Below are 25,102 nucleotides of genomic sequence, written 5' to 3'. Positions count from 1 at the left end.
CCGCGCTTGTTCTTCGAACCGGTTGTATGCGGAAACGAAAACGCCACGGATGAAAATCCGTGGCGTTTCTTTTTACGCAGCTGCCCGCGTTGGAAGCGGCGTGACGTTACCCCTGCTTTTCCCAAAGCGTGCGGCCGAAGAACGTCAGCGTGCGATCCCACGCCATTTGCGACCACACCGGATCGAACTGCGTACCGGCGATGCGGCCGGGGCCGACGGCCGTTTCATTGGCGAACGCATGATGCGCGAGATAGCGATGGAATTCGAACCCGACCTTCGCATCGGTCAGCTTCTTCTCGAGCGCATCGACCTGGTCGATCGCAAAGAAAGCGTCCTGCGTGCCCCAGTGGCCCATCAGCGGCACCTTGAGCTTCGCCGGATCGATGTAGTCGAGCGGCGGCAGGCCGTACCACGTGACGCCCGCGTCCGCATCGGCGAACTGCAGCGACAGCAGCGTGAGTGCGCCGCCCATGCAGTAACCCGTCACCGCGACACGCGGGGCAAGCGTCTTCAGATACGTCACGGCGCCCGGAATGTCCTGCGAGGCTGCGTCGCCGAAATCGAGCCCGGTCATCAGGTGGTGCGCTTCTTCTTCCTCGACCGTCGACTTGCCGCGATACAGGTCGGGCACGAGCGCGAAGTAGCCGCAGCGCGCGAGGCGATCCGCGACGCCGCGGATCTGGTCGTTCAGCCCCCACCATTCCTGGATGACGACGACCGCGGGTGCGCCTTCGGTCTTTGCCGGCGTGGCGAGATAGCCTTGCAGTTCCTGGCCGTCCGGGCGTCGAAACGTGATCATGGAACCGGATGTTTGAGACATGAAACCGCTCCTTTTCGAAAAATGCGATGAGTGCCGCATCGGGGCCGGCCTGCGGGCGCGGCGACGATCGGGCAAGCCGGGCGTCGTGGTTTCGCTCGCGTTCGTTTCGGCCGGCGCCGACCACGCGGCCATTCTATGCGCAAACACCGGCTGCCGGCGTGAACGGCGCCGCGTGGCGAGCGCCCCGCAAGTTCGCGTCGATCGAGGAGCGCGATCCGTTCCGGGAGCGGACGGCTGAAAAGCAAACACCCCGCCCCGATGAACGGGAGCGGGGTGTTTCGTTTGCCGCGCGCGTATCGGAATACGCGGGCGTGTGTCCGGCTTACTGGCCGAAATACACGGAGTCGCGGCCTTCCTGCTTGACCGCGATCGCGCGGCCGGCACGCACGCCGGCGGCAGCTTGCGCGCCGTAGCCGGTTTCATCGGCGTTCGTCACGCGGGCCTGTGCGGTCTGCAGTGCGCGCGGGTAGTACTGATCGGAGACTTCCGGCTTGTAGCCGGCCTGTTCGAGCTGCACGAGTTCCGCGCGCACCTGGGCACGCGTCAGCTGGCCCGACGGGTTCGATTGGGCGAATGCGCCGTACGAGGCGGACAGGGCGGTTGCGGTGACGACTGCATAGATGAACGACTTCATGATGACCTCCGGTTTCATTGATTTCGCGCTTCGCTTGTTGCGTTCAGCGGTTGATTGCATCGTAGCGATCACGTTACCGGTCGGAAATACGCGTTCCAGCGAATAATTATTGCAACTGGGTAAACGATCTGGGCAGGTGGGTGTTTCATCTGATGATTGCGGGGCTGTCCCGCGGTCGATCAGGACCGCCGACGAGGCTTCCAGCGGGGCGATGTCGTCGATCGGCCAGTGGCTTGACCGCACGACGCTCAGTTAGATCGGATGCCGAAGTATTTGGGCGGAGTGGCTGACCTCGTTCGCGCCGAATCGCGCGCACTGCCGCGTCACTCGACCAGGACTGCCTGCCGTTTCCGGTATTCGGCCGGCGTGATTCCGACGTGCCGGGTGAACGATCGCCTGAGCGTATCGACGTTCGCGAAGCCGCATTTCGCGGCGACCTGTTTCGGCGTGTCGTGACCGTTCTCGAGCAAGTGGCGGGCTGCCGAGATGCGGGTCGTCTCGACCCAGGCGGCCGGCGTCATGCCGACTTCCGCCCGGAACAGCCGCGCGAAGTGGCGTGGGCTCATGCCCGCGTGCTTCGCCATCTCCGCCACCGAATGCTCGAGTTCCGGATTCGCCGCGATCCAGCGCTGGACTTCCTGCAGTACCGAACGCCCGGCGGGGCGCGCTTCGCCCTTGCGGCTGAACTGAAGTTGCCCGCCCGGGCGCTTGAAGAACATGACCAGTTGCGCGGCGACGCGCCGCGCGATCTCGCGGCCGAGATCTTCCTCGACCAGCGCGAGTGCGAGATCGAGCCCGGCCGTGACGCCGGCACCGGTGCGCAGCTTGCCGTCGCGCACGTACAGCGCGTCGGCGTCGACGGCGAGCGATGGATAGGCTTCGGCCAGCGCGTCGGCGGCAGCCCAGTGTGTGGTCAGGTGACGCCCCTTCAGCAGGCCGGTGGCCGCGAGGATGAACGCGCCGGTGCAGATCGAGCCGTAGCGCTTGCTCTGCACGGCCGCCGCTCGCAGCCACGCGAGGACGTCGGTGCGCAGTGCGATCCGGCCGGCGTTCGGCGCGCCGGCGACCAGCAGCGTGTCGATGCGCTCAGGAATGTCGGGGACGATCCAGTCCGGCAGCAACTGCGCACCGGACGAACTGCGGATCGGGCCAGACTCGCTCGCAATGATCCGCAACGTATAGAACGGCTTCCCGCATTCGGCGTTCGCTTGCGCGAAGACGTCGAGCGGTGCGGAGACATCGAGCAGTTGAACGCCCGGAACGGCGAAAATTCCCACGACCTTCGGCATGATCGATTGCGTGTTGTGTCGAACGTGACGGGTAGCAGTATAGGGGCGCTGTCGGTGCATCGGGCGGGTGGGGGCACCTGTTTCCGGCGTTCTTTCCGCCGTGCGGGCACCGTGTCCGTCCGCCGCGCAAAATGGCAGGATTTGACGTAACACGTCTATTGGAGACAGCTATCGAACTCCGGAGAATCAACGGTGTGTTCAATGGAGGTCGATCATGACTGAGAACGTTGCAGGCATCACCATTCCCGATAGCCAACTGACGCGCGAGATCACCGAACTCGTCCGCGATACCGCGTCTCCGCTGCTGTTCCATCATTCCAGCCGCGTCTTCTATTTCGCGGCGCTCGCGGGCCAGCGGCGCGGGCTCAAATACGATCCCGAGCTGCTCTACTGTGGCTGCATGTTTCATGACATGGGGCTCACGCACAAACACAGCAGCGCGTGCGAGCGTTTCGAAGTGGACGGCGCCAACGCCGCCCGCGATTTCCTGAAGGGCAAGGGTATCTCGCAGCAGGATATCGACGTCGTATGGACTTCGATCGCGCTGCATACCACGCCGGGTATCCCGCAGCACATGCATCCGGTGATCGCGCTCGTTACCGCGGGCGTCGAGATGGACGTGCTGGGCCTGACGTATCCGGAATACAGCGACGTCGAGCGCGAGGCCGTCGTCCGTGCGCATCCGCGTACGCCGCACTTCAAGGAAGACATCATTCAGGCGTTCTACGACGGGATCAAGCACAAGCCGGATACGACGTTCGGCAACGTGAAGGCCGACGTGCTCGCCGACAAGGATCCGCATTTCCATGCCGGCAATTTCTGCAGCGTGATCCGGTCGTCCGCGTGGGCCGGCTGATTGCTCGCGGTAGGGCGCACGGTCGCGGGGAAGGGGTGGTACTGGCGTGACTGGCGGCAGCGTCGCAGTGAGCGGGGTGGGTTGGCGTCGCGACACAGGCCGCATCGCCGGCAGCAAAGTACCCGTTTATGGGAGCGCGGTTCGTTGCGCTGCCGGATGTTCAACCGATACGGGTGTTCCAATGGCTTCCAAGCTTCACGACGTACCCGACAGCCCCTGTGTCGGCGTGTGCTCGACGCTGTTCGACGATGTCTGCAAGGGATGCGGCCGAACGGCCGACGAGGTCTCGCACTGGGTGTTCATGAACGACGACGAGAAACGCGCGACATGGGAACGCATCCGGCGCGAGGGCGCGGCGATGCGTTTCCATCGGGACGGGCGGTGAATCGCCAGAAGCGGCGTTCCTTCCGGATGACGGGGGCGGCGCTTGGCGAACATCTCCCTGTCCGGGGCGAATCCCTCGACCTTGTCTGGAATGATGGCGCGGAGGAACGCGAGCAAATGAAACCAGTAAAAAAGTTGTTACGTGACAACCGTGTGATGTGAGTCCGGACTTTATATACTGAATAATTGCATCCCGTCACCCAGGCGAATCTTCGATTCGCGGCCACAGCGACCTGCCTCCAGACAGGCGGGTCACGTTCGCTCCCGCCTATCTGGAGGCCCTGACGAGCGCCACAGGCACGCGCTCCAACCGGTTCCCGCACGCTCGCGGCAAAACGCCTATAATAATTGGGCAAATTGCCGGGAGAGGTCATGAGCACCATTGCTTTTCATCCTTCGGGCGTCGCGCATCCGCGTCAGGCCGAATTCACGATTCTCGAACAGTTGCTGGCGATCCGCGTTCGATCGGGGGCCGATCTTGCCGAGCTGGCGAGCGCACGCGTCGATGTCTCGGTGATCGACCGGTTGTCCGAGCGCGGGCTGAAATCGGACGAACTGGCTTTCATCATTCCGCGCCGCACGCTGAGCCATCGTCGCCAGGCGCACGAACGCCTGTCGCCGGAGGAGTCCGACAAGGCGATCCGTCTGGCGCGCATCGTCGCGCAGGCGACGGCCACGTTCGGCGACCAGGACAAGGCGATGGCGTGGCTGCGCAACGGGCTCCAGCGCTTCGGCGGCCGCACGTCGCTCGACATGGCGAGCACCGAGCATGGCGCGCGGCTCGTCGAGGAAGTCCTCACGCAGATCGACGAGGGGTACTTCGCTTGACGACGCTGTGGCGGATCAGCAATTTCGCCGACCTGAAAGGCATCGGCGGGTTGCGCGCCGGCGGGCGCTGGCATTTCGCCGGGCAGCCCGTCGTGTATCTCGCCGAGCATCCGGCGCTCGCGCTGCTCGAGACGCTCGTTCATTTCGAAATCGCCACGGTCGCGCAATTGCCGAGCGGGTATCAGTTGCTTCGCATCGAGGTGGCCGATTCGGTCGATATCGCCGAAATCGCGGAGGGCGACGCGCCGGACGACTGGCGAACCGACGTCGACTGGACCCGCAGCGCCGGCACCGAGTGGCTGCACACGCAGCCGAGCGCGCTGCTGCGCGTCCCGAGCGTCGTCGTGCCGCACGCGCACAACTTCCTGTTGAATCCGCTGCATCCGGCCGCTTCCGAGGTGCGTATCGCCGAAGTCATGCAATCGCCGTACGACACCCGGATTCTGCGGCTGATCCAGTCGAAGCCGGGCGAATAGGGAATCGGACGGCACGCGGCCCGCGCCAGTGCGGGATCAGCGCTCGTGTGCGGCGCGATCCGCGGCCGCATCGGGAGGCAGCGTCTGCCGAATGCGCGTGACCGTTCGTGTACTGACGAGACCGAGCATCGCACTGACGTCGGCGTGTGCGTGGCCGGCGAGCAACTGGCGGCGCGCATACGTATTGCGCAGCACGCGCGGGCTCAGGTCTGCCGCGTGGAAGCCGATCGCGGTCAGCGCGTCGCGCACCACGAGCAGCAGGAACATGTCGTTCATCGCGCCACCGCCGCGCGGCGCGGGAAACAGCAACGCGGATGCCGGCGCGTCTGCCGAGCGCGCGCGCCAGGCGGCGAGCGGCGCCAACGCGAATTCGGCGAGCGCGATCCGGCGCGCGGGCCGTGCGCGTTCGCGCGGCACGGATAGCACCGGCGGCCGTGCGTCGAGATCGGGCGCATCGTGCGTCGCCGCGCGTATCTCGGCCGACGTGATGCCACTCGCGAGCAGCAGCGCGACGATCGCGCGATTCCGGCAGTCGGCCGGCGTGTCGTCCGGTCGAGGCTGCACATGGCGCTGCAGCGCCGCGTCGGCATCGGGCGGCAGGTAGCACGGTTCGGGCTCGCCGTCCGGCCATGCGAGCGCGCGTGTCGCCCGGCCGGCTGGATGGATCGTGCGCACGCCGGTTTCGACCAGATGCCGGCACAGCCGGTCGATCAGCTTCGCGTAGCGCACGCGGGTCGACGTGCCGGGCGCACAGGTATGTTCGAGTTCCGCCAGGAAGGTCGCGACGTGGTCGGGACCGAACGTGGCCAGCGACACGCGCTGTGCGATCAGATGGCGCAGGAACCGTTCGAACATCGCGACGTGCTGCACGACCGATCGCGGCGCGAACGGCCGGCGATCGGCGCCGGTCGCGGCGGTTTCCTGCCATGCGCGGAAGGCGCCGGCGGGGTCGTGAATCCAGCGATTCGTGTCCATGCACGATTTATAGCTGGAACGTGGAGGCTCCGGCAATCGTTCCGATGGTCAGCGGGCTGGCTGGATCGACGCAACCGGCGCGTCAGTGCACGGTACGCGTGCCGTCGATAGGCATCGCCAGGTAAAAGAGCAGCAGCGTGTTGAAGAAACGGAGCGCGGCCGGCACGCCGTTCTGGTTGGCGTGCGCGTGCAGGTCGATGCTGGCGAGCAGCTGGATGCCCACCACGCTGATCATCGCGAACACGGCCAGCGTGGTGCTTCCGCCCACTGCATACGCGACCCGCGCGACCAGCGCGATGACGATGTTCCCCGAGTTGTTCTCCGAGGCGGTCGAAGCGATGGAAAGCGGCTTCGCGCGCGACGGCCGGGCAGCCGGCAAGCGCCGTCGGGCAGCGAGGTAACGACGTCACGACATCGGCCGAACAAGCGCATCGCACTGCGATGCAGTGCAACACGCACCGCCGAATGCGCATGCGGTGACGTTGCGCGCGCAACGTCCGGTCGCATTACGTCATTCCCTTATTGCGAAAAAATTTTTGTTCATGGGACTATCGAACGCGTTGCCGGCGCACCGAGGGGGTCGCAGGCAGCGTGATGTCCATCGCAACGACCTACAAGAACATCGGCAGACAATGAACAGAACAGCGATTTTTCCGTATGCGCCCGCGTTGCTCGCGGCCGCCCTGTTGACGGCATGCGGCGGCGACGTCGAGAACGAAGCAGGCCGCACGCCGACACCTTCCACCGATGCGAGCTGCCTCGCGGTCGACAACAGCGGTGCGACGGTCGTGGTGGGCTCGAACCAGCCGGGCGACCCGTCGCTGCCGGAAGCGTCGTCGGGCTATCGCACCGGGATGAAGCCGGTCTATGCGAAGACCTATCTGGTGGCCACGTCGAACGCGTACGCGAGCGCGGCCGGTTGCGCGGTGCTGAAGAAAGGCGGCACGGCCGCCGACGCGGCGGTCGCCGTGCAGGCCGTGCTCGGCCTGACCGTGCCCGAAGCGACGGGCCTCGGCTCGGGCGGCGTGCTGCTCTACTACGATGCGCGCGGCAAGACGCTGCAGGCGTATGACGGCCGGGAAACCGCGCCGGCCGCCGCGACGGAGAACTACCTGCGCTACGTCGACGACGCGACCGACCAGTCCGCGCCGCTGCCGAACGCACGGGCGAGCGGCCGCTCGATCGGCACGATCGGCGTGCCGAGGCTGATCGAGGCGCTGCAGCAGGATCACGGTCGGCTGCCGTGGCAGAACCTGTTCGGCGATGCGATCACGCTCGCGACCAACGGCTTCCCGATCGGGGGCCGGCTCGCCGACGCGATCGCGTCGAACGCCGCGAACCTGAAGCGCGACCCCGAGGCCGCCGCGTATTTCCTGAACACCGATGGTTCGCCGAAGACGCTCGGCACCGTGCTGAAGAATCCGGCGTATGCGCGCACGCTGACGCTGATGGCGCAGTCGGGCGCGAACACGCTGTACACAGGGCAGATCGCGCAGGACATCGTCGCGAAGATCGCCACGACGAAGGGTGCGGACGGGTCGACGCTCACGCCGGGCAAGACGACCGTAGCCGACCTCGCCGCGTACCAGGCGAAGCGCCGCGAGCCCGTGTGCACTACCTATCGCAGCTACTGGGTGTGCGGGATGCCGCCGCCGTCGTCGGGCGGCATCGCGGTCGCGTCGGCGCTCGGCATTCTCGAGAATTACGACCTGAAGTCGCTGAAGCCGACGGCGATCGATCTCGAAGGCGGCAAGCCGACCGTCGCGGGCGTGCATCTCGTTACCGAGGCCGAACGGCTTGCGTATGCCGACCGCGACAAATACGTAGCCGATACGGATTTCGTGCCGCTGCCGGGCGGCACGTGGAACACGCTGCTGAACAAGCCGTACCTGAAATCGCGCGCAGCGCTGATCGACCCGGCCAAGAGCATGGGCACCGCACAGCCCGGCAATCTCGGCGCGGTGCCGCTTGGCGTCGACACGACGCTGATCGAGCACGGCACGAACCAGTTCACGATCGTCGACGGTGACGGCAACGTGCTGAGCGCGACGACGACGGTCGAATCGAGCATGGGCTCGTTCCACATGACCAACGGCTTCCTGCTGAACAACCAGCTGACCGACTTTTCCGCGAACCCGGTCGACAGCGCGGGTAATCCGGTGGCCAACCGCCTGCAGCCGGGTAAGCGGCCGCGCAGCTCGATGGCGCCGACGATCGTGTTCGGTCAGGCAGCGGACGGCTCGCGCGGCGATTTCGTGATGGCGACCGGTTCGCCGGGCGGCGGCACGATTCCGCAATACGTGGTCAAGACGCTCGTCGGCGCGCTGGACTGGGGCCTCGACGCGCAGCAGTCCGCGGGGCTCGTCGACTTCGGCGCGAGCAACAGCCCGACGACCACGATCGGCGGCGAGCATCCGAACGTCAACACCGCGAACAACGGAGCGAACGATCCGCTGATCACGGGGCTGCTCGCGCTCGGGCACAAGGTGTCGACGTCCGCGCAGGCGAGCGGCGTCAACACGGTGATGCGCGTGACGGTCGGCCAGTCGCCCGCGTTGCAGGGCGGCACCGATCCGCGACGTGAAGGCGTCGTGCTCGGCGATACGTTCCGGCCATAATCGGGCAGAACGCGCGGCCCCGATCTGCCGGTATTCACCAACGGCGGTCGGGGCCGTGCATCGTGAAGGAGTCGCAATGACGAATGCGCATCTGCGTGAAATGGACGCCATCCTGTCGGTGCCGGGCTTTTTCGATTTCCTCGGCGACCTGGATTGCGACCACGCGCTGGACAGTCGCGATGCCGAGCCGTTCGATGCGCAGTGGATGGCGTCGTTCGACGAAATCGACGGCGATCCGGGCGCAGCGATCGACCGGCCGGCCGTGGATGCACTGAGGGAAAAGGCGTTCAAGCTCGCGTTCGGCGCATCGGGGCATGCCGGCGTGGCGGCGTGCGTATCCGACGACATCGAACTCATCGCGAGGAGCCGGTTGTCGGGCTGCACCGATGGCTGGCCGACACGCATCCTTTGGAATGCTTATAGAAGCGGCCGGTTTCCCTGCTAGCCGTTTCACCTGTCTGGTTTCCCGATCCGTGGCGATCAGCTGCGTCGCTGTTGCGGAATGCTCCGTGCGGTACGCCCCCAGAGTCCCCCCGTCTACCGTCCAATCCCGCCGCAAGCCCCCGATTGTCAAACAGTGTGAGTCAATCGTCAGCATTTGCAACGGAAGTAACAGTCCCCGCAAATCAATCGTTTTGCGCGTTCGCGCCGCTACATTAGCTCCACCTGCCGCACGTCGCGGCGAGGCATGCGACAAGCCGCACGAAGGCGGCCCGCAGCAACAACGTCTTTGGGGAGAATGACCATGAACAAGATTCGTACGATTCTGGTGGGTGCTGCACTGACCGCGATGGCGACTTCGGCTGCGTTCGCACAGACGGCCCAGACCGGCGCCCAGGGTTCCGCAGGCGTCGGCGCGCAGGTTCAGACGCCGCTGCTCGGCGGTGGCGTGGGCCTGCAGGCTGGCGCCGGCGCGAATGCGGCAGGCTCGGGTTCGGGCGCGGGCAACGTCGTGGGCGGCGCGCTGAACGGCGTCGGCAAGACGGTCGGCGGCGTCGGCTCGGCAGCCGGCACGGCGAAGGATGCCGCCGCATCGGCCGTCCACTCGACGAAATCGCACGTGAAGCACGTCGCAGGCACGGCAAAGAGCCACGCGCAAGGCGCGATGTCGACGGCGGGCGACGTCGCCGGCGGCGCGAAGGCGAAGGCCGGTGAGGCGCTCGAAGGCGCGACGAACTCGGTGCAGGGCGGCGCATCGGTCGGCGTGAAGGGTTCGGCGTCGGCACAAGGCGGCGCGCAGTAAGCGTCACGCTTCCCGACAGAGCCCGGCCCGCTTCGATGCGGGCCGGGCTTTTTTTGTTGGCGCGCACGGCGCGCCGTTGATCCCATCCTCGATACAGGGATGCGTCGGCGTTCGCCATCATCCGGCGACGCGACGCGTACGGGCACCTTGCCCGATGCCCGCCAGCAAGGGCCCGCAACGGGCGGCGTGCGCATCCTCTGCCTATTGCCTGCCCACCATGCTTAAATAGCGGGGCTCCCGGTGGGTTGCCGGGCCGCCGCGATCGCGGCGCCGGCCGATACGGGCATGCATGTCCGATCGACATCGTGACGACAGACGACACCAAAACGCCGTTCCGGCCCGCCCGGCGCGGCCCGATAACATTCCGAGGCCTTACGTCATGACCCTTCTGTTCCGTCTTCTCGCGCTCGCCTGCGCGCTCTGGCTGGCTGCCTGCGCAGCGACGCCTCCGCCGTCCGCCAGCACCAATGCGTCCGCCGCCGCACCGGACGCCAGCGAACGCCGCGGGCTCGGCACTGCGTGGGGCGAGTCGGTACGATCCGAAACTCGCCAGGTCGATTTCAAGCGCGCGGATCCGGCGAAGCCAACGGATCTCGCGTCGGTCTACTACAACGATGCGTTGCCCGGACACCCGCCCGCGTCCCAGGTGCGCCGGTTGCCGACGCGCGTCGCGCTCGCCAACGGCGACATCGCGCTGTCGTTCACGGACGAAAAGGGCGCGCCGCTGCATCTCGCGCGCAGCGACGGCCGCTGGCACATGGCGGGCGTCGAAGGTTCGCGCTACATGATCGTGCTGCGCAACCAGGGGCGCCGCACGTTCGAGGTCGTGTCGACCGTCGACGGGCTCGACGTGCTGTCCGGGCGGCCGGGCCGCTATACGAACGGCGGTTACGTGCTGTATCCGGGCCGCACGCTGACGATCGAGGGCTTCCGCAAGAGCCGCGACGAAGTCGCCGCGTTCCGCTTCGCGGCGGTACCCGACAGCTATGTCGCGAACGCGAAGTATGGCGATGCCGCGAACGTCGGCGTGATCGGCGTCGCGCTGTTCGCGCAAAAGGAGAGCGACGAGGAGGCGCTGCGCCGCAACGCGAATCCGTTCCCCGGCAATGACAACGGCTATGCACCGCCGCCGGTACCGCGCGGCGAGTGACGGCACGTCGTGGATCGGCCGCGTGCGTCGTGACGAACGACGCACGCGGGGCGACCCTGAATCGGCGCTGCCCGAACGACATGCCGGCACATACGATGAACTTCACGACAATCCTGCGCGACTCATGCGGACACGGATCAGCCCGACGAAATCGATGGTGTTGAAGCTCGCGGCGCTGGCGCTGCTGGCCTCGAGTACCGCCGTTGCCTCCGCCGAAACGCCGGCGCCCGAGTCGGTGCGGCTCGCCAATGGTCACGAGATCGAATGGGTGCGCCCGGGGTTGTTCGAGGTCGATGTCGCCCGCCACAAGAAATCGGCACTGAGCGTGCCGGTCGAGCTCCGCCGCGTATTGTCCGATGCATCGAGCGTCGCGTTCCCGTCGGACCGGTTGAAGCGGATCGACGGCAAAGACTATCTGCTGGTCGTCGTCAACCGCTCGTCGAACGTCCGCCCGACCGGATATTGCGGCGCGGGCGAAGAAGGGGCGCTGCACGTGCTGGAGCTGCACGGCGCCCGTGCGGTACCGCGTTTCTCGCTGCCGGTTCAAAGCTGCATCGACTCCGTTTCGCTCGAAACCAATGATGGAGCGCAATCGCCCTACCTGGCGATCGCGTGGCGCGACGCCCCGGCCGGTATCGACATCCGGTGGGAATATCTCGCACACGGCGGTCCAACGCATCGCTTCTTTCGTTTCGTGAACGGCTCGTTTGTCGAGGCCGAGGTTCCTCGGTAACACGGTCGCGCTGTGGCACGATGGCCGTTCGAATTCGCATCGCGTGATTCCCCATCTTCCGGATCGACGGAGAGCCTCATGTCGTTACCCGCTTTCAGGTACCATCCCGACCCGCTGGCAACGGGCAGCGTGATCCGTTCGGATGCGCGCTGCGTGTGTTGCGGCGCTGCGCGCGGTTACGTGTACGCCGGCCCCGTGTATGCGGTCGACGAGTATGAGCAGTGCATCTGCCCGTGGTGCATCGCCGACGGCTCGGCGCACGCGCGGCTCGACGCAGCCTTTACCGATACGTACGGCATCGGCGGCGGCGAATGGGACGCCGTGCCCGACGCGGTCATCGACGAAATCGCCTGTCGCACGCCGGGCTTTCAGGGCTGGCAGCAGGAACGGTGGTGGACGCATTGCGGCGATGGCGCGCAGTTCATCGGCCGTGCAGGCGCCGCCGAACTGACCGCGCTCGGCCCGCAGGCGGTTGCGTCGATTCGGGCATCGACCGGACTCGACGAGGGCGGCGAGTGGGTGCGTTTCTTTGCTGCACTCGACAAGGACGGCTCGCCGACAGCGTATATGTTTCGCTGCCTCCATTGCGGCGAACTCGGCGGCTACCAGGATTGCGACTGATGGTCTGGCTGGCGGCATCGCACGGCGATCGCAGGCCCCCATCGTCATGAAACAGAGGAATCTTCGTGAAGTTCATCCACGCGGCAGACATACATCTTGACAGCCCGTTGCACGGCCTGAGCGCGTATCCCGATGCGCCGGCCGCGCAGTTGCGCAACGCGTCGCGCGAGGCGCTGCGGCAGCTCGTGGATCGTGCGATCGAAGAGGAAGTCGCCTTCCTCGTGATCGCCGGCGACCTGTACGACGGCGACTGGAAGGATCACAACACGGGCATCTTCTTCGGCCAGCAGATGGGGCGCTTGCGCAAGGCCGGCATCCGCGCGTTCGTCCTTGGCGGCAACCACGATGCCGAAAGCGAGATGACGAAGAAGCTGACGCTGCCCGACAACGTCACCGTATTCGGCCACCGCAAGGCGGAAACCTACACGCTGTCGGAATTCGACGTCGCGCTGCACGGGCAGAGCTTCAAGGACAAGGCGGTCGTCGACAATCTCGCGATCGGCTATCCGGACCCGGTGCCCGGTTACTACAACATCGGCGTGCTGCATACGGCGCTCGAAGGCTACGCGGCGCACGCGAACTATGCGCCGTGCACGCTGGCCGAACTGCACGCGAAAGGCTACGACTACTGGGCGCTCGGCCACGTGCACGAATTCCAGCAATGGACGGGGCCGTCCACGGTGGTGTTTCCCGGCAACCTGCAGGGGCGTCATATCCGCGAGACGGGCCGCCGCGGCGCGGTGCTCGTGACGGTCGAACAAGGCCGCACGCAGGTCGAGCGTCTGTATCTCGACGTGCTGCGCTGGGAAGCCGTGTCGGTCGACGCGTCCGATTGCCTGTCGGTTGCCGATCTGTCGAGACAGATCGGCCAGTCGCTGGAAGCACTGCTGACCGTCGACGGCCACGTGCCGCGCGCGGTGCGCGTGACGGTCACGGGGCGCACGCCCGCGCATGGTCTCTTCTTCGGCCGCGCGCCGCAGTTGCGTGCGGAGGTGCTGAACCAGATCGGCATCATCGGCAACGAGCGGCTGTGGCTGGAGAAGGTCCGGCTCGCGACGTCCGCGGCCGATCATCAGCCGGGCGAAAGCGAGCAGCTTGAAGCGCTGGAGGACCTGAAGCAGATCCTGGCCGACGCCGCGCGCGATCCGGATTTCCTCGAACTGCTCGAACGCGACCTGAAGCCGTTCGTCGGCAAGGTGCGCAGCGACGTGAAGGAAGAGGTGCCGTTGCTGGCGATGGCACGTGCGGGCGAGCTCACGGCGCTCGTTGAACAGGTCGGGCCTGCTCTGCTCGCGCGGCTGGCGAGGGGGGAGTAAGCGATGCGCATCAATCAGCTCGATCTGATCAAGTACGGCAAGTTCACCGACGAGACGCTGCGTTTCCCGTCGGCCGGCGAGGATTTCCATGTGATCGTGGGGCCGAACGAGGCCGGCAAATCGACGATCCGCACGGCCGTGTCGGAACTGCTGTTCGGGATGAAGCTGCAGACGCCGCTTGCTTTCTTTCACAGCATGCCGGAGCTGCGGATTGGCGGTGTGTTGGAGAGTGGCACCAATGCACTCGCATTTCACCGTGCGCGAGGGCGCAATTCTTTGCGTACGGTTGCCGACGTCAAGCTGCCGGACGATTATCTCGCGACGGCACTTGATGGTGCGACACGGGAGTTTTTCGAGCAGATGTTTGGGCTCGATCACGAGAGGCTTGTCGCCGGAGGTCGGAGCATTCTCGATGCATCGGACAAGCTTGGGCAGGTGTTGTTCGAATCGGCGGCTGGTGTTGGAAGTCTCGGACCGGTTCGACAAGAGTTGACGGCCCGCGCAGGCGAGTTGTGGGCGCAGCGAGGCCGAAGTTCCTATTCTGAAGCCGAATCGTCGTTCAACGAAGCCGTGACCGAACTGAAGACGGTCCAGGTGCGCACGCGCGACTGGGTCGAACGCAAGGATGCGCGCGAAGCGGTCGAACAGCAGATCGAGCAGACGCGCGCCGAACAGCGCCGGCTCGAAGCGCTGCGCTCGAAGCTCGAACGTGTGCGGCGGCTGGCGCCGTACCTGAAGGAGCTGACGGTCAAGGACGCGGCGCTGGCGGAACTGGGCGCGGTCGTCGAGTTGCCGCCCACCGCGTATGCGGATCTGCTGAAGGCGCAGGGCGATCTCGCGGCCGAACAGAAGGTGCTCGAGGAGCGTCGTGCCGACCTGGTCGCGAAACGGCAGGCGCGCGATGCGATCGACGCCGATGCCGACACGCTGGCGCTCGAAGCCGACATCGAAGCGCTCGATCGGTTGCGCGGCGCGTGCATGAATCACGCGCAGGATCTGCTGCTGCTTGGCGCAGACGTCGAGCGGCACCTGTCCGCCGCGTTTGCCGCGGCCGCCCAGCTCGACTGGCCGACGGACGAGGTGTCGCTGCGTGCGTCGCTGCCGACGGCGCTGTCGCTGAAGACCGTCGCCAACCTGTTGCGCGAACACGGCGCGCTGCACCAGGCGCTTGCCGGCGCGCGCGAATCGCTCGACGAACGCACGCGCGAGCTTGCGCAGGTGCGGGAACAACAGGCGCGCCTGTCGACCGTCGATGTACCGGAAGCGCTGCGTGCGGCGCTGACCGATGCGCAGGGCTTTCGCAACAGCGGCCAGCGCGAGCAGGCGCTCGAACATGAAATTGCTGCTGCCGACAGCGCGCTGGCAGGTGCACTCGATGCGCTCGGCCAATGGCGCATGCCGGTCGACACGCTGCGGGCGCTCGACGTGCCGTCGGCGGCGCGGCTCGGCGCGCTGCAGAAGGAAGACAGCGAACGCGCGAGCGCGGCCGCTGCGGCACGCGACGCGCGGGACGGCGCGCTCGAAGAGCTCGAGCGGCTCGAACTGCAGGAGAAGCATTTCGCGGAGAACCACAAGGTCGTCACGACCGCCGACGTGCTGGCGGCGCGTGCGCGGCGCGACGGCGCGTGGGGCGATATCCGCAGCGGCGCGGTCGATCTCGTCACGGGCGCACCTGCGGTCGACGACGCGATTCGCCTGGCGGACGAACTCGTCGATGCGCAGCTCGGCGCGACGCAGGCGGCGGCGACGTTGCAGTCGCTGCGTCAGCAGGTCGAATCGGCGCGCGCCGGCGTGACGCGCAGGCACGCCGCGCTGGACGAACGCGAGCGTGAGCTCGCTGCGCATCGCGACGCATGGGCCGCACTCGCGACGACGGCCGCGGTGCCCGGCATGCCGCTGGCGGCGATGGGCGACTGGCTTGCGAAGCGCGACACGGTGTTCGCCGCGCAGGCCGACCTTGATCGGCAGCGCCGCGAATTCGACACGATTCGCGCCGCACGGGCCGGTGCCGAAGCCGCGTTGCGCGCGGCGCTGCGCACCGTGTCGCGAGGCGGCGAGTCGGACGGCCTGGCGGCGCTCGTCGCGAGCGCCGAGACCTTCGTACAGTCGGCCGAAAAAGCGCTCGCGCAACAGGACAGCCTCGAGGATCGCGCGCGGGAAGCCGAACGCGGGTGTGCGACGGCGCAGTCGCGCGCCGGCCACGCGCAGACGGCCTACGATGCGTGGCAAGCGCAATGGCGCACCGCACTGGCCGACGCAAAGCTGTCCGCGAGCGCGGCGACGCTGGCTGCGGCGGAAGGAGCGCTCGGGCTCGCCAACGCCGTGACGGCCGAACTGGCCGATGCCGATGCGCCGCGCAACCGGATCACTGCCATTCGCGCGGAACTGGCCGCGCTCGAGGCGGGGGCGCGGCGACTGGCCGCGGCGCTCGCCCCGGAATGGCTGACGAGCGGTGACTGGCCGGACGTCGCGCGCCGGCTGACGATGCGCCTCGCGGCCGCCCGGGAAATTGCACGTGCGATCGGTCGCGCTGACGAGACCGTGCGGCAGGCCGACGGCAAGGTCGCGGATGCCGCCGCCGCGGTGGCTGGTGCCGATGCGCGCATCCAGCCACTGCTGCAACTGGCCGGCGTAGCGTCGATCGACGCGGCGCTGCCGCTGGCCGAACGCTCGGATCGCCAGCGCCAGCTTCGGCAGGCGGTCGATGCCGCGCACGAGGCACTGGTGCGCGATGGCGACGGCCTGTCCCGGTCCGCCGTCGAAGCCGAAGTCGCGGAGCAGGACATCGTCGACGTACCGGCGCACCTTGAAGCGGTGAAGCAGTCGCTCGGCGATGTCGGCAAGCGGCTGAACGAGCTTTCCCAGCAGCAGGTCGTGGCCGATCAGGCGTTCGGCGCAATCGATGGGCAGGCGAATGCCGCCGTTGCCGAGTCGAAACGGCAGGAAGCGCTGGCGGCGATGGGCGATGCAGCCGAGCAGTACCTGGAGGCGGCCACCGCGAGCCGGCTGCTGAAGTGGGCGACGGATCGCTATCGCGACCAGAAGCAGGGGCCGATGCTCAGGCGCGCGGGAGAGATCTTCGCCGGGCTCACGCTGGGAGAATTCGCGCGGCTGACCGTCGATACCGAACGGACGCCGCCCGCACTGTATGCACGTCGGACGAAGGGCGCGTCGGTCGAGGTCGCCGGGTTGAGCGAAGGGACGCGTGACCAGTTGTTCCTTGCGCTGCGGATCGCGGCACTGGAGCTGCAGCTCGGCAGCCGGACCGCGCTGCCGTTCGTCGCCGACGACCTGTTCATCAACTTCGACGATGCGCGCGCGAAGGCCGGGCTCGACGCGCTGCGCGATCTGTCGACGCGCACTCAGGTGCTGTTCCTGACGCACCACGACCACCTGCTGCCGCTCGTGAGGGACGTATTCGGCGCGCGGGTCAACGTGGTCGAGCTGCAGCGCGCGCCGGTGGGTGCGTGACGCGCGGCGTGCGCGGAGGCCGGCGCACGGGCAGGGTCATCGCGAACAGGTAGTATGTGCGGTTCCGAAATGCCCGCGGCCGGTTCTGCCGGTCGCGGGTCAGGCCACACGAGGGGGGAATATGAAAAAGCTGGTAGCCGCCATCGCGTTCGCGGCGGACAAGCATCGCAATCAGCGGCGCAAGGACGAAGAGGCGTCGCCGTACATCAATCATCCGATCGCGCTTGCCGACGTGCTGGCCAACGAGGCCGGCGTCGAAGACGAACGGGTGATCGTCGCGGCGGTGTTGCACGACACGGTCGAGGATACCGAGACGACCGAGCAGGAACTGCTGAGGCTGTTCGGCAAGGACGTGGCGGACATCGTGATGGAAGTCACCGACGACAAGTCGTTGCCGAAGGAGGAGCGCAAGCGCCTGCAGGTCGAGCATGCGGCGACCATCAGCCGGCGCGCGAAGCTCGTGAAGCTGGCCGACAAGATCTGCAACCTGCGCGACATCGCGCGGCATCCGCCTGCGGACTGGCCGCTGGAGCGCAAGCAGGCGTACTTCGACTGGGCGAAGTCGGTCGTCGACCCGATGCGCGGCGTGCATCCCGGTCTCGAGGCGATCTTCGACACCGCCTACGACGCCAGGCCGGCGGACTGAGGCGTCTGGATGCGATCGACCCGATCCGTCGGATCCGCCGCGCCGCAATCGCCGGTCGTGGCGGGTGTCGATGTGGGCGGGGAAAAGAAGCAATGCGATCTCGTGATCCTGCGCGGAACGACGGTCGTCTGCCGCGAGGCGCAGATCGCGCCCGAGGCGGTGCCTGCGCTGTGTCTCGCCCATGACGTCGTGGCCGTCGGTGTCGACGCACCGAGCCTCTGGTGGGCGGGGAGCGGGCGCCGGGCGGCCGAGCAGACGCTCGCGCGCGAGCGGATCTCGTGCTTTCCGACGCCGTCGCGGGAGCAGGCGGTCGCGAGCACGTCTGGCTTCTTCGACTGGATGTTCATGGGCGAGCGCGTCTACCGCGCGCTCGCGGACGCCTATCCGCTGCTGACCGGCGCGCGCTATGCGGGCGGACGCGCGAGCTTCGAAACCTATCCTTATGCGATCACCTGCGCGATGCTGGGCAAGTCTGTTGCGTCGGCAAAGCAGAAACGCAACCAGCGCCGGCAATTGCTGGAGCGACTGGGGATCGACGTGTCGACGCTGAAGTCCGTCGATGCGCGAGACGCGACCCTTTGCGCCGTGACGGCGCAATGCGTCGTCGACGGGAATGCGCATGCGTATGGCGATGCGGCGGGCGGATATATCCGCGTGCCGATCGTGAGCGAGACGATCGTTCTCGATGCGCGGTAGCTGCGTCGCGCGGCCGGGGCGTAGAGATAAGGTGAGCTTTTGCGGGAGCGAAGCAGCCGGTGTGTCGACTAAGGTGTCAGGCGGTGACTGCCGGCCGGCAAGCATCGGGATGGCTGGCGCACACGACATGACGTCGGTGCGCGATGCGATCCCGAGCGGCGCAGCTCAATCCTCGAGGATGGCTTTCGGCACGCTGGCCAGATCGCAGGCTTGCGCCTGCTCGAAGTAGCCTTCGGCGTCGTCGATCATCACGACTGCGACGTCGATCAGTTCGTCGAGCCGTTGCAGCAGCGATTCACGCCACTCGATGTCTTCGTCGCGCTCGGGCGTCTTGTCCAGTTGCTCGATGATCGAGTCGGCCGTCTGCAGGAAAGGAATGGCCTGCTGATAGTTTTCGATCGAGACCATCGCCGCGTTGCGCGCGCCGACGAGTCGCTCGCGGTGCTCGTCCGCCAGTTCGGATTCGCCGCTGATCCGCGGCAAGACATCCGAGATGCGTTGCAGAAGCGGCGGAGCCTGTTCTTCCAGGATGATGGCGCGCTCGCGCAGCGCTGCATATTCGTCGCGAAGATCGGCGTCGCCGGGTTGAGTGGTGCTGTCCATCGTGGATATAGAGTGCGTGGTTCGGTCGCGGCATGATACTCGACAGCACCCGGTTCCTTGCCGGTTCCGTGGCTTCCTATATGGAAGGCAGAGCGGCTTGCGTCATATCTATGGGAGGCGGCTTCCATCGCGATGGGCGGCCGGTCGAGCCCCAAGCCCCCGTGCGCGGCAGCGCACGGGGGCTTTTTCAAAATATTTTCACAAAGGGGCTTGCGGAGTTGGAGGCGGCTGCCTACAATCACGCCTCTTTCGCGCTAACGGAAACGCGGCGCGGAAGAGGGAAGCAAGGTTGGCGGTGTGCTGGAGTCTGAAGCGCGCCACTGGCCTGGAAGTTGAGCCCCGCAGTCGCAACGATGTAGTGAAAAAAGTTGTTGACGAAATGCGAAACACGGTTCATAATCTCGCTTCTCTGCTGCTGAAAACGCAGCGCTGCTGAGAAACACGAAGTTCCTCGCAGAAACGCTCTTTAAAAATTAACAGCCGATAAGTGTGGGCGCTTGATGGAAGCGAGCTGATCCTCGGATCAGATAGCGAAAGTATCAAGAGTCTCACACTAAAGTAAGTCAGGTTTATGAAGCAATTCATATTCCTGTCAGCTTTGAGTGAGCGACCGGTTCTTAACTGAACCGAAAACAGTAACAGGTTTAAACTGAAGAGTTTGATCCTGGCTCAGATTGAACGCTGGCGGCATGCCTTACACATGCAAGTCGAACGGCAGCACGGGTGCTTGCACCTGGTGGCGAGTGGCGAACGGGTGAGTAATACATCGGAACATGTCCTGTAGTGGGGGATAGCCCGGCGAAAGCCGGATTAATACCGCATACGATCTACGGATGAAAGCGGGGGACCTTCGGGCCTCGCGCTATAGGGTTGGCCGATGGCTGATTAGCTAGTTGGTGGGGTAAAGGCCTACCAAGGCGACGATCAGTAGCTGGTCTGAGAGGACGACCAGCCACACTGGGACTGAGACACGGCCCAGACTCCTACGGGAGGCAGCAGTGGGGAATTTTGGACAATGGGCGAAAGCCTGATCCAGCAATGCCGCGTGTGTGAAGAAGGCCTTCGGGTTGTAAAGCACTTTTGTCCGGAAAGAAATCCTTGGCTCTAATACAGTCGGGGGATGACGGTACCGGAAGAATAAGCACCGGCTAACTACGTGCCAGCAGCCGCGGTAATACGTAGGGTGCGAGCGTTAATCGGAATTACTGGGCGTAAAGCGTGCGCAGGCGGTTTGCTAAGACCGATGTGAAATCCCCGGGCTCAACCTGGGAACTGCATTGGTGACTGGCAGGCTAGAGTATGGCAGAGGGGGGTAGAATTCCACGTGTAGCAGTGAAATGCGTAGAGATGTGGAGGAATACCGATGGCGAAGGCAGCCCCCTGGGCCAATACTGACGCTCATGCACGAAAGCGTGGGGAGCAAACAGGATTAGATACCCTGGTAGTCCACGCCCTAAACGATGTCAACTAGTTGTTGGGGATTCATTTCCTTAGTAACGTAGCTAACGCGTGAAGTTGACCGCCTGGGGAGTACGGTCGCAAGATTAAAACTCAAAGGAATTGACGGGGACCCGCACAAGCGGTGGATGATGTGGATTAATTCGATGCAACGCGAAAAACCTTACCTACCCTTGACATGGTCGGAATCCCGCTGAGAGGTGGGAGTGCTCGAAAGAGAACCGGCGCACAGGTGCTGCATGGCTGTCGTCAGCTCGTGTCGTGAGATGTTGGGTTAAGTCCCGCAACGAGCGCAACCCTTGTCCTTAGTTGCTACGCAAGAGCACTCTAAGGAGACTGCCGGTGACAAACCGGAGGAAGGTGGGGATGACGTCAAGTCCTCATGGCCCTTATGGGTAGGGCTTCACACGTCATACAATGGTCGGAACAGAGGGTTGCCAACCCGCGAGGGGGAGCTAATCCCAGAAAACCGATCGTAGTCCGGATTGCACTCTGCAACTCGAGTGCATGAAGCTGGAATCGCTAGTAATCGCGGATCAGCATGCCGCGGTGAATACGTTCCCGGGTCTTGTACACACCGCCCGTCACACCATGGGAGTGGGTTTTACCAGAAGTGGCTAGTCTAACCGCAAGGAGGACGGTCACCACGGTAGGATTCATGACTGGGGTGAAGTCGTAACAAGGTAGCCGTATCGGAAGGTGCGGCTGGATCACCTCCTTTCCAGAGCTATCTCGCAAAATTGAGCGCTCACGCTTATCGGCTGTAAATTTAAAGACAGACTCAGGGGTCTGTAGCTCAGTCGGTTAGAGCACCGTCTTGATAAGGCGGGGGTCGTTGGTTCGAATCCAACCAGACCCACCACCGTCTTGACTGGCGGTACACCCTGAGGAATATCTGTACATGGGGGCATAGCTCAGCTGGGAGAGCACCTGCTTTGCAAGCAGGGGGTCGTCGGTTCGATCCCGTCTGCCTCCACCAATCACCAACGCTAAGCGCTTGGTTCAGACACTGAACCGAGAATTTTGCATTGGCGATTGAGCCAGTCAGATTGATATGAGTAAAACCATATCGGCTGTCGTTCTTTAACAATCTGGAAGAAGTAAGTAATTTGGATAGCGGAAGCGTCTATGAGATGGACGTGAAAACTATCCGGGTTGTGATTGTATCGATGTATCTCAAGATGATTCGAACTCTATGTTTGACTCAATTGGAATACGGCACAAATGCGAGAACTCAACCTGTAACGACTGTCGATGAGACAGACTCGTTATAGGGTCAAGCGAACAAGTGCATGTGGTGGATGCCTTGGCGATCACAGGCGATGAAGGACGCGGTAGCCTGCGAAAAGCTACGGGGAGCTGGCAAACAAGCTTTGATCCGTAGATGTCCGAATGGGGAAACCCACTCCTTTTGGAGTATCCATGGCTGAATACATAGGCCATGTGAAGCGAACGCGGTGAACTGAAACATCTAAGTAACCGCAGGAAAAGAAATCAACCGAGATTCCCAAAGTAGTGGCGAGCGAAATGGGATGAGCCTTGCACTCTTTATTTGTATTGTTAGCCGAACACTCTGGAAAGTGTGGCCATAGCGGGTGATAGCCCCGTAGGCGAAAACAGTATGAAAGAACTAGGTGTGCGACAAGTAGGGCGGGACACGTGAAATCCTGTCTGAAGATGGGGGGACCATCCTCCAAGGCTAAATACTCGTGATCGACCGATAGTGAACCAGTACCGTGAGGGAAAGGCGAAAAGAACCCCGGGAGGGGAGTGAAATAGATCCTGAAACCGCATGCATACAAACAGTCGGAGCCTCGTAAGGGGTGACGGCGTACCTTTTGTATAATGGGTCAGCGACTTACGTTCAGTAGCAAGCTTAACCGTATAGGGCAGGCGTAGCGAAAGCGAGTCCGAATAGGGCGTTCAGTTGCTGGGCGTAGACCCGAAACCAAGTGATCTATCCATGGCCAGGATGAAGGTGCGGTAACACGTACTGGAGGTCCGAACCCACTAACGTTGAAAAGTTAGGGGATGAGCTGTGGATAGGGGTGAAAGGCTAAACAAACTTGGAAATAGCTGGTTCTCTCCGAAAACTATTTAGGTAGTGCCTCGTGTCTCACCTTCGGGGGTAGAGCACTGTCATGGTTGGGGGGTCTATTGCAGATTACCCCGCCATAGCAAACTCCGAATACCGAAGAGTGCAATCACGGGAGACAGACATCGGGTGCTAACGTCCGGTGTCAAGAGGGAAACAACCCAGACCGCCAGCTAAGGTCCCCAAATATAGCTAAGTGGGAAACGAAGTGGGAAGGCTAAAACAGTCAGGAGGTTGGCTTAGAAGCAGCCACCCTTTAAAGAAAGCGTAATAGCTCACTGATCGAGTCGTCCTGCGCGGAAGATGTAACGGGGCTAAGCTATATACCGAAGCTGCGGATGCGTGCTTTGCACGCATGGTAGGAGAGCGTTCCGTAAGCCTGCGAAGGTGCGTTGAAAAGCGTGCTGGAGGTATCGGAAGTGCGAATGCTGACATGAGTAGCGATAAAGGGGGTGAAAGGCCCCCTCGCCGTAAGCCCAAGGTTTCCTACGCAACGTTCATCGGCGTAGGGTGAGTCGGCCCCTAAGGCGAGGCAGAAATGCGTAGCTGATGGGAAGCAGGTCAATATTCCTGCACCATTGTTAGATGCGATGGGGGGACGGATCGCGGAAGGTTGTCCGGGTGTTGGAAGTCCCGGTCGCTGCATTGGAGAAGGCGCTTAGGCAAATCCGGGCGCGGAATTCAAGGGTGTGGCGCGAGCTCCTTAGGGAGCGAAGCAATTGGAAGTGGTTCCAAGAAAAGCCTCTAAGCTTCAGTCTAATGATGACCGTACCGCAAACCGACACAGGTGGGCGAGATGAGTATTCTAAGGCGCTTGAGAGAACTCGGGAGAAGGAACTCGGCAAATTGGTACCGTAACTTCGGGATAAGGTACGCCCTTGTAGCTTGATGCCCCTGCGGGCAAAGGGTGAAGGGGTTGCAATAAACTGGTGGCTGCGACTGTTTAATAAAAACACAGCACTCTGCAAACACGAAAGTGGACGTATAGGGTGTGACGCCTGCCCGGTGCCGGAAGATTAAATGATGGGGTGCAAGCTCTTGATTGAAGTCCCGGTAAACGGCGGCCGTAACTATAACGGTCCTAAGGTAGCGAAATTCCTTGTCGGGTAAGTTCCGACCTGCACGAATGGCGTAACGATGGCCACACTGTCTCCTCCCGAGACTCAGCGAAGTTGAAGTGTTTGTGATGATGCAATCTACCCGCGGCTAGACGGAAAGACCCCATGAACCTTTACTGTAGCTTTGCATTGGACTTTGAACCGATCTGTGTAGGATAGGTGGGAGGCTATGAAACCGGAACGCTAGTTTCGGTGGAGCCGTCCTTGAAATACCACCCTGGTTTGTTTGAGGTTCTAACCTTGGCCCGTGATCCGGGTCGGGGACAGTGCATGGTAGGCAGTTTGACTGGGGCGGTCTCCTCCCAAAGCGTAACGGAGGAGTACGAAGGTACGCTAGGTACGGTCGGAAATCGTGCTGATAGTGCAATGGCATAAGCGTGCTTAACTGCGAGACCGACAAGTCGAGCAGGTGCGAAAGCAGGTCATAGTGATCCGGTGGTTCTGTATGGAAGGGCCATCGCTCAACGGATAAAAGGTACTCTGGGGATAACAGGCTGATACCGCCCAAGAGTTCATATCGACGGCGGTGTTTGGCACCTCGATGTCGGCTCATCTCATCCTGGGGCTGTAGCCGGTCCCAAGGGTATGGCTGTTCGCCATTTAAAGAGGTACGTGAGCTGGGTTTAAAACGTCGTGAGACAGTTTGGTCCCTATCTGCCGTGGGCGTTGGATATTTGAAGGGGGCTGCTCCTAGTACGAGAGGACCGGAGTGGACGAACCTCTGGTGTACCGGTTGTCACGCCAGTGGCATCGCCGGGTAGCTATGTTCGGAAGAGATAACCGCTGAAAGCATCTAAGCGGGAAACTCGCCTTAAGATGAGATATCCCTGGGGACTAGATCCCCTTGAAGGGTCGTTCGAGACCAGGACGTTGATAGGTCAGGTGTGTAAGCGCAGTAATGCGTTCAGCTAACTGATACTAATTGCCCGTAAGGCTTGATCCTATAACAAGTCTGTCTCGCGCTGAATACAGCGCGTCGGATTGGTTGGATTCTCGTGTGTGATACACACAACTCAAAAATTACTGCTTCTTCCAAGATTGGTTGTGCTGCGAAGCCAGCGCAACAACCCTC

21 protein-coding genes, 2 tRNA genes and 2 rRNA genes are annotated in these 25,102 nt (G+C 63.7%); 19 read left to right on the top strand and 6 right to left on the bottom strand.

The features are described from left to right. Positions 1-106: 106 nt before the first annotated feature. On the bottom strand, positions 107-820 hold the full coding sequence (locus ACN8ZM_RS37245) for a dienelactone hydrolase family protein (RefSeq protein ID WP_301770819.1): 714 nt from the start codon (positions 818-820) through the stop codon (positions 107-109). On the opposite strand from ACN8ZM_RS37245, the gene ACN8ZM_RS37240 reads away from it, so the two are divergent. Further along, the gene (locus ACN8ZM_RS37240; RefSeq protein ID WP_420212958.1) at positions 819-1,058 is read left to right on the top strand and encodes a hypothetical protein; all 240 of its coding nucleotides are present in this window, start codon (positions 819-821) and stop codon (positions 1,056-1,058) included. The two genes, ACN8ZM_RS37245 and ACN8ZM_RS37240, sit on opposite strands and share 2 nt — an antisense overlap. 84 nt (positions 1,059-1,142) lie before the next feature. On the opposite strand, the gene ACN8ZM_RS37235 is transcribed toward ACN8ZM_RS37240, so the two are convergent. Both ACN8ZM_RS37235 and ACN8ZM_RS37230 read right to left on the bottom strand, forming a co-directional pair. Continuing rightward, positions 1,143-1,454: a DUF4148 domain-containing protein gene (locus tag ACN8ZM_RS37235; protein WP_420212957.1), complete on the bottom strand. Its 312-nt coding sequence runs from the start codon at positions 1,452-1,454 to the stop codon at positions 1,143-1,145. Between the two features lie 323 nt (positions 1,455-1,777). Continuing rightward, a complete protein-coding gene (locus tag ACN8ZM_RS37230) occupies positions 1,778-2,743 on the bottom strand; it encodes a GlxA family transcriptional regulator (RefSeq protein WP_420212956.1) in 966 nt (321 codons plus the stop codon). A 214-nt stretch (positions 2,744-2,957) separates the two neighbouring features. On the opposite strand from ACN8ZM_RS37230, the gene ACN8ZM_RS37225 reads away from it, so the two are divergent. The 4 genes from ACN8ZM_RS37225 to ACN8ZM_RS37210 all read left to right on the top strand — a co-directional run bounded on the left by ACN8ZM_RS37225 (position 2,958) and on the right by ACN8ZM_RS37210 (position 5,287). Beyond that, the gene (locus ACN8ZM_RS37225; protein WP_011349307.1) at positions 2,958-3,599 is read left to right on the top strand and encodes an HD domain-containing protein; all 642 of its coding nucleotides are present in this window, start codon (positions 2,958-2,960) and stop codon (positions 3,597-3,599) included. Positions 3,600-3,780: 181 nt separating this feature from the next. Further along, entirely contained in the window at positions 3,781-3,984 is a 204-nt protein-coding gene (locus tag ACN8ZM_RS37220) for a DUF1289 domain-containing protein (RefSeq protein WP_301770817.1), read from the top strand. A 371-nt stretch (positions 3,985-4,355) separates the two neighbouring features. Next, positions 4,356-4,811: a type II toxin-antitoxin system Xre/ParS family antitoxin gene (gene parS / locus ACN8ZM_RS37215; RefSeq protein WP_031403156.1), complete on the top strand. Its 456-nt coding sequence runs from the start codon at positions 4,356-4,358 to the stop codon at positions 4,809-4,811. Next, positions 4,808-5,287: an RES family NAD+ phosphorylase gene (locus ACN8ZM_RS37210; RefSeq protein ID WP_043185420.1), complete on the top strand. Its 480-nt coding sequence runs from the start codon at positions 4,808-4,810 to the stop codon at positions 5,285-5,287. Before parS ends, ACN8ZM_RS37210 begins: the two co-directional genes overlap by 4 nt. A 36-nt stretch (positions 5,288-5,323) precedes the next feature. Here the strand turns inward: ACN8ZM_RS37210 and ACN8ZM_RS37205 are convergent, their stop codons facing one another. Both ACN8ZM_RS37205 and ACN8ZM_RS37200 read right to left on the bottom strand, forming a co-directional pair. After that, positions 5,324-6,262 (bottom strand): tyrosine-type recombinase/integrase, encoded by a 939-nt coding sequence (locus ACN8ZM_RS37205; protein WP_420212955.1) that lies wholly within the window; start codon positions 6,260-6,262, stop codon positions 5,324-5,326. A gap of 82 nt (positions 6,263-6,344) precedes the next feature. Beyond that, positions 6,345-6,641: a hypothetical protein gene (locus ACN8ZM_RS37200; protein WP_420212954.1), complete on the bottom strand. Its 297-nt coding sequence runs from the start codon at positions 6,639-6,641 to the stop codon at positions 6,345-6,347. Between the two features lie 253 nt (positions 6,642-6,894). Here ACN8ZM_RS37200 and ACN8ZM_RS37195 point away from each other — a divergent pair, with 253 nt between their 5' ends. The 10 genes from ACN8ZM_RS37195 (at position 6,895) to ACN8ZM_RS37150 (ending at position 18,756) form a co-directional block, all read left to right on the top strand. Beyond that, positions 6,895-8,880: a gamma-glutamyltransferase family protein gene (locus ACN8ZM_RS37195; protein WP_420212953.1), complete on the top strand. Its 1,986-nt coding sequence runs from the start codon at positions 6,895-6,897 to the stop codon at positions 8,878-8,880. Between the two features lie 100 nt (positions 8,881-8,980). Continuing rightward, positions 8,981-9,325 carry a hypothetical protein gene (locus ACN8ZM_RS37190; RefSeq protein ID WP_420212952.1) on the top strand — a complete coding sequence of 115 codons (345 nt, stop codon included), beginning with the start codon at positions 8,981-8,983 and terminating at the stop codon, positions 9,323-9,325. A 300-nt stretch (positions 9,326-9,625) separates the two neighbouring features. Continuing rightward, positions 9,626-10,123 (top strand): hypothetical protein, encoded by a 498-nt coding sequence (locus ACN8ZM_RS37185; RefSeq protein WP_420212951.1) that lies wholly within the window; start codon positions 9,626-9,628, stop codon positions 10,121-10,123. Between the two features lie 379 nt (positions 10,124-10,502). Next, positions 10,503-11,273, top strand: coding sequence for a hypothetical protein (locus ACN8ZM_RS37180; RefSeq protein WP_420212950.1), 771 nt, complete (start codon positions 10,503-10,505; stop codon positions 11,271-11,273). A gap of 154 nt (positions 11,274-11,427) precedes the next feature. After that, entirely contained in the window at positions 11,428-12,006 is a 579-nt protein-coding gene (locus ACN8ZM_RS37175; RefSeq protein ID WP_420212949.1) for a hypothetical protein, read from the top strand. A gap of 78 nt (positions 12,007-12,084) precedes the next feature. Then, positions 12,085-12,627 carry a CbrC family protein gene (locus ACN8ZM_RS37170; RefSeq protein ID WP_420212948.1) on the top strand — a complete coding sequence of 181 codons (543 nt, stop codon included), beginning with the start codon at positions 12,085-12,087 and terminating at the stop codon, positions 12,625-12,627. 65 nt (positions 12,628-12,692) lie between these two features. Continuing rightward, on the top strand, positions 12,693-13,943 hold the full coding sequence (locus ACN8ZM_RS37165; protein WP_420212947.1) for a metallophosphoesterase family protein: 1,251 nt from the start codon (positions 12,693-12,695) through the stop codon (positions 13,941-13,943). Positions 13,944-13,946: 3 nt separating this feature from the next. Beyond that, the gene (locus ACN8ZM_RS37160) at positions 13,947-17,414 is read left to right on the top strand and encodes an AAA family ATPase (protein ID WP_420212946.1); all 3,468 of its coding nucleotides are present in this window, start codon (positions 13,947-13,949) and stop codon (positions 17,412-17,414) included. A 121-nt stretch (positions 17,415-17,535) separates the two neighbouring features. Further along, positions 17,536-18,060, top strand: a complete 525-nt coding sequence (locus tag ACN8ZM_RS37155) for an HD domain-containing protein (RefSeq protein WP_043185438.1) — start codon at positions 17,536-17,538, stop codon at positions 18,058-18,060. Between the two features lie 9 nt (positions 18,061-18,069). Further along, the gene (locus ACN8ZM_RS37150; protein ID WP_420212945.1) at positions 18,070-18,756 is read left to right on the top strand and encodes a DUF429 domain-containing protein; all 687 of its coding nucleotides are present in this window, start codon (positions 18,070-18,072) and stop codon (positions 18,754-18,756) included. Between the two features lie 165 nt (positions 18,757-18,921). Here ACN8ZM_RS37150 and ACN8ZM_RS37145 read toward each other — a convergent pair whose 3' ends face one another. Next, on the bottom strand, positions 18,922-19,359 hold the full coding sequence (locus tag ACN8ZM_RS37145) for an ATPase (RefSeq protein WP_164462949.1): 438 nt from the start codon (positions 19,357-19,359) through the stop codon (positions 18,922-18,924). A 646-nt stretch (positions 19,360-20,005) separates the two neighbouring features. On the opposite strand from ACN8ZM_RS37145, the gene ACN8ZM_RS37140 reads away from it, so the two are divergent. The 4 genes from ACN8ZM_RS37140 (at position 20,006) to ACN8ZM_RS37125 (ending at position 24,973) form a co-directional block, all read left to right on the top strand. Further along, a 16S ribosomal RNA gene (locus ACN8ZM_RS37140) occupies positions 20,006-21,538 on the top strand. A 64-nt stretch (positions 21,539-21,602) separates the two neighbouring features. Beyond that, positions 21,603-21,679 (top strand) — tRNA-Ile (locus ACN8ZM_RS37135). A gap of 41 nt (positions 21,680-21,720) precedes the next feature. After that, positions 21,721-21,796 (top strand) — tRNA-Ala (locus tag ACN8ZM_RS37130). 295 nt (positions 21,797-22,091) lie between these two features. Continuing rightward, positions 22,092-24,973, top strand: a 23S ribosomal RNA gene (locus tag ACN8ZM_RS37125). The 16S and 23S rRNA genes sit together here with 2 tRNA genes alongside, the layout of an rRNA operon. Positions 24,974-25,102: the final 129 nt, after the last annotated feature.

It is taken from the genome of Burkholderia aenigmatica, from assembly GCF_048627025.1.
Classification (GTDB): domain Bacteria; phylum Pseudomonadota; class Gammaproteobacteria; order Burkholderiales; family Burkholderiaceae; genus Burkholderia; species Burkholderia aenigmatica.
The sequence above is the reverse complement of the archived record's forward strand: the minus strand, read 5'-3'. Positions and strand labels throughout refer to the sequence as shown.